The sequence below is a fragment of the Stenotrophomonas sp. genome, from assembly GCF_032103445.1.
In the GTDB taxonomy this organism is placed as follows: Bacteria; Pseudomonadota; Gammaproteobacteria; order Xanthomonadales; family Xanthomonadaceae; genus Stenotrophomonas.
Genome location: NZ_DAMDFR010000130.1, coordinates 1 through 4361, shown reverse-complemented (window position 1 = coordinate 4361; position 4361 = coordinate 1). Strand labels below are relative to the sequence as shown.

The 4361-nt window shown below is 68.5% G+C and carries 3 protein-coding genes and 2 pseudogenes; all 5 read left to right on the top strand.

Annotated features, from left to right (window positions below; all coding sequences use genetic code 11):
- Positions 1-1205, top strand: a 1205-nt coding sequence (locus RT551_RS21285; protein ID WP_313462180.1) for a chemotaxis protein CheA, incomplete at its 5' end; no start/stop codon positions are given.
- A gap of 123 nt (positions 1206-1328) precedes the next feature.
- A complete protein-coding gene (locus RT551_RS21280) occupies positions 1329-2069 on the top strand; it encodes a flagellar motor protein (RefSeq protein ID WP_311191127.1) in 741 nt (246 codons plus the stop codon).
- Position 2070: 1 nt separating this feature from the next.
- A pseudogene (gene motD / locus RT551_RS21275) lies at positions 2071-2916 on the top strand (flagellar motor protein MotD); the annotation flags it as partial.
- A 157-nt stretch (positions 2917-3073) separates the two neighbouring features.
- Positions 3074-3856 carry a ParA family protein gene (locus tag RT551_RS21270; RefSeq protein ID WP_311191125.1) on the top strand — a complete coding sequence of 261 codons (783 nt, stop codon included), beginning with the start codon at positions 3074-3076 and terminating at the stop codon, positions 3854-3856.
- Positions 3853-4361 (top strand): annotated as a pseudogene (locus RT551_RS21265) (hypothetical protein); the annotation flags it as partial. The gene RT551_RS21270 and the pseudogene RT551_RS21265, both read left to right, overlap by 4 nt.

Below are 4361 nucleotides of genomic sequence, written 5' to 3'. Positions count from 1 at the left end.
GACCGGCGGCCGCTCCGGCTCCGGCCGCTGCGCCGAAGCCCGCGGCCGCCAAACCGGTCGCTGAAGCCGAGCACACCGTGCGCGTGGACACCAAGCGCCTGGACGCCATCGTCAACCTGATCGGCGAACTGGTGCTGTCGCGCAACCGGCTCAAGACGCTGCGTGCGCGCCTGCACGACGAGGAACTGGACCGCGCCGTGTCCACCCTGGACATCGCCACCGCGCGCCTGCAGTCGGCAGTCATGCGCACCCGCATGCAACCGGTCGGCAAGGTGTTCTCGCGCTTCCCCAAGGTCGCCCGCGACGTCGCCCGCAACCTGAAGAAAGAAGTGGAACTGGAGCTGATCGGTGCGGACACCGAACTGGACCGCAACCTGGTCGAGGCGCTGGCCGACCCGCTGGTGCACCTGGTCCGCAACGCGATCGACCATGGCGTGGAAATGCCCGACCTGCGCGAAGCGCAGGGCAAGCCGCGTAGTGGCCATGTGCGCCTGTCGGCGCAGCAGGAAGGCGACTACGTCAGCATTGAGGTGCAGGACGACGGGGCCGGCATCGACCCCGAGCGGCTGCGCGCCAAGGCCCGCGAAAAGGGCCTGATCGATCCAGAAGCGGCCGCCCGCTTGAGCAGCGAGGAATGCCTGCACCTGGTGTTCCTGCCCGGCTTCTCGACCAAGCAGGAAGTCACCGATATCTCCGGCCGCGGCGTCGGCATGGACGTGGTGCAGTCGCGCATCCGCGAACTCAGCGGCCAGATCCAGATCCAGTCAGAACTGGGCCGTGGCAGCCGCTTCATGATCCGCGTGCCGCTGACCCTGGCGATTCTGCCGACCCTGCTGGTGCAGGCCGGCGAGGACGTCTATGCGCTGCCGCTGGCCCGCGTGATGGAAGTCCTGCACGCGCCCAACTCGCAGCTGGGCTGGTTCGACGGCCGCGCCGTACTCGACCGTCGCTCGCACACCCTGCCCCTGGTCGACCTGCGCCACTGGCTGGCAGTCGAACCGGTGGCCTCGCCGCTGCTCACCATCGTCGTGCTGCAGGCGGGCGAAGCCCGCTTCGGGCTGGTGGTGGACCAGGTCCGCGGTCGCGAGGAAGTGGTGATCAAACCACTGCCCAAGACCCTGCGCGGCCTGCGCGGCTACGCCGGGGCCACGCTGATCGGGGATGGGCGCATGGCCCTCATTCTGGACGTCGACGGCCTGCGCTGACGTAGAGCCGGGCTTGCCCGGCTGAAGCCGCCGATCCAGTTGCCACGCCCGGAAATGTGAACCCCGTCCACCCTGCGACACCCGGTCACTCAAGACCGCTTCACGCCCGCCGATACCCGAACAATGGACAGACTCAGCCTCATCGGACTTTTTCTCGCCCTGGCCTCGCTGGTCGGCGGCAGCATCCTCAAGGGAGCCGGTCTGGCGTCGCTGTGGTCGCCGGCTGCTTTTGTGATCGTGATCGTGGGCACCCTCGCCGCCATCCTGCTGCACACCTCGCCGGCGGTGTTCAAACACGCCTTCAAGATCGTGCGCTGGATCGTGCGCCCGCCCGGCAGTGACCGCCAGGACCTGATCCGCCAGATCGTGGAGTGGAGCAACATCGCCCGCCGCCAGGGCCTGCTCGGCCTGGAAGCCCAGGTCGACGCGCAGGACGACCCGTTCCTGCGCAAGGGCCTGCAACTGCTGGTCGACGGCGTCGAGCCCGAGTCCATCCGGCACATGCTGGAAATCGAACTCAGCAACCAGGAAAGCCAGGATCTGGCCGCGTCCAAGGTGTTCGAAGGCATGGGCATCTATGCCCCCACCCTCGGCATCATCGGCGCGGTGCTGGGCCTGATCGCGGTGATGAAAAACCTCGCCGACCCGAGCAAGCTCGGCCACGGCATTGCCGCCGCGTTCACCGCCACCATCTACGGCATCGCCTCGGCCAATCTGCTGTTCCTGCCGATTTCGGCCAAGCTCAAAAGTGTGATCCATCACAACTCGCGCGATCGCGAAATGATCATCGAAGGGCTGATCTCCATCGCCCAGGGTGAGAACCCGCGCAACATCGAAACCAACCTGTCCGGGTTCCTGCACTGACATGGCCCGCCGCAAAGCCCACGAAGAGCATGCCAACCATGAGGCCTGGGCGATCCCCTACGCCGACCTCATGACGCTGCTGCTTGCCTTCTTCGTGGTGATGTACGCCATTTCGTCCATCAACGAAGGCAAGTACCGGGTCATGGCCGATGCGCTGACCACCGCCTTCGGTGGCGCACCGCGCACCATCAACCCGGTCCAGGTCGGCAACCAGCAGGTACAGGGCGGCGGCTGGGACAGCCCCAACGTGATCAAGGCCGGCAACCGCATCGGCCCGTCCGCGCCCGCCCCCTCCAACGACCCCACCCTGCTGCCGGCGATGGCGTCGCAGATGCGCATGCCGGTGTCGGTGCACGACCAGGAGCAGATCCGGCGCGCCGAACAGCAGCTCAACGGCATCGCCGACCGGCTGACCGCCACGCTGGCTCCGCTGATCGATCGCGGCATGATCACCGTACGCCGCACCGAGCTGTGGATCGAGGTTGAGATCAACAGCGACATCCTGTTCGCCACCGGTTCGGCCTCGCTGGACATGCACGCCCGCCAGACCCTGTCCAGCCTCGCCGAGGTGCTGCGCGACGCGCCCAACGGCGTGCGCGTTGAAGGCCATACCGATGACGTGCCGATCGCCACCGCCCTGTTCCCCTCGAACTGGGAACTGTCGGCCGCCCGCGCCGCCAGCGTGGTGCACCTGTTCGCCGACCAGGGCCTGCAGCCCGCGCGGCTGGCGATGGTCGGCTACGGCCAGTTCCGTCCGCGCGACGCCAACACCAGCGCCGAAGGCCGCAACCGCAACCGCCGGGTGATGGTGATCATCCTCGCCGACACCGCGCAGTCGGTGGACCCGCTGGGAGCCAAGCTCACCGCCGAGACCACCCCGGACGCGCTGGGCCAGCCGGCACCCACACCCCCCGTTTCTCCCATCGCACCGGTGCAGTTGCCACCGGTGCCGGCCGGCAGCCGCGTAGGCGCCGCCGTTCCCCCCGCAATGAAGGAGTGAAGCAATGCGTATCTGGGCAATTGCCAATCAGAAGGGCGGCGTCGGCAAGACCACCACCACGCTGGCGCTCGGTCGCGGCCTGGCGGCGCAGGGTCACCGCGTCCTGCTCATCGACCTGGACCCGCACTCCTCGCTGACGCGCGCTTTCAATGTGCCGCTCGATCCGCCGCCTGCCGGTGTGCTGGAGCTGTTCGCCGCGCCGCCGGCCGAACTGGCCACGCTCGCCCATCGCAGCGAGATCCCCGGCCTGGATTTCGTCTGCGCGCAGGCCGCACTGGCCACGCTGGAACGCCGCAGCGCCAACCAGCCCGGCCTCGGCCTGGCACTGCAGAACGCCATGGCCCGCCATCAGGGCCAGCACGATTACATCCTGCTCGACTGCGCGCCCACCCTGGGCCTGCTGATGATCAACGCGCTGGCTGCTGCCGACCGCCTGATCATTCCGACCCAGGCCGAACCGCTGGCCCTGCACGGGCTGGACGGCATGGTCCGCACCGGCGAGATGGTCGAGCGCTCGCGCCGCCGCGCGTTGCCGATGAGCATCCTGCCCACCCTGTTCGACCGCCGCACCCGTGCGGGCAACGAAACCGTCAAGGAAATGCAGGACCGCCACGGCCACCGGGTGTGGGAAGACGCCATTCCGGTCGACACCCGCATCTGCAACGCCGCCAGCCTGACCGTGCCGGCGCAGTCCGATGACTACCCGGGGCGCGGTTTAGCCGCATACCGGCGCGCACTGGAATGGATCCTGGCCGACGACGCCCAGCAGATGGAGCGCGCCGCATGAGCACGCCCGGTGTACTGGACGATTATCTGGAAGAGCTGCTCGGCGATGCGATCGCCGTGGCACCGGCCGCGCCTGCGGAACCCGAAGCACCGGCACCGGCCTTCGATACACCGACCTCGCCGGGTGCACCGGCTAATCTGGCGCTGCTCGACGAGTTGATGAACGATCCGGCCCTCGGCCCGATTGCCGCCGAAAGCAGCCGGGCAGAGCCCGGCTCTACGGATGTCACGGAAGCCGATGCGTCAGCGGTTGCGTTTGACACCCCGACCTCGCCGGGTGCGCCCGCCAACCTGGCCCTGCTCGACGAACTGATGAATGATCCGGCGCTTGGACCGGTGGTCGATGTAGAGCCGGGTCTTGCCCGGCTGCCGTCCGAAGACGCACGCCCGGACTGGAACGACCTGCCCGACGAAGCCCTGCACGACACGCCGGCCGTCGCCGCACCCGTCCCCGCACCGACCCCCGAACCCGCAAAGCCCACCCCTGCCCCCCTCCCGCCGCGCCC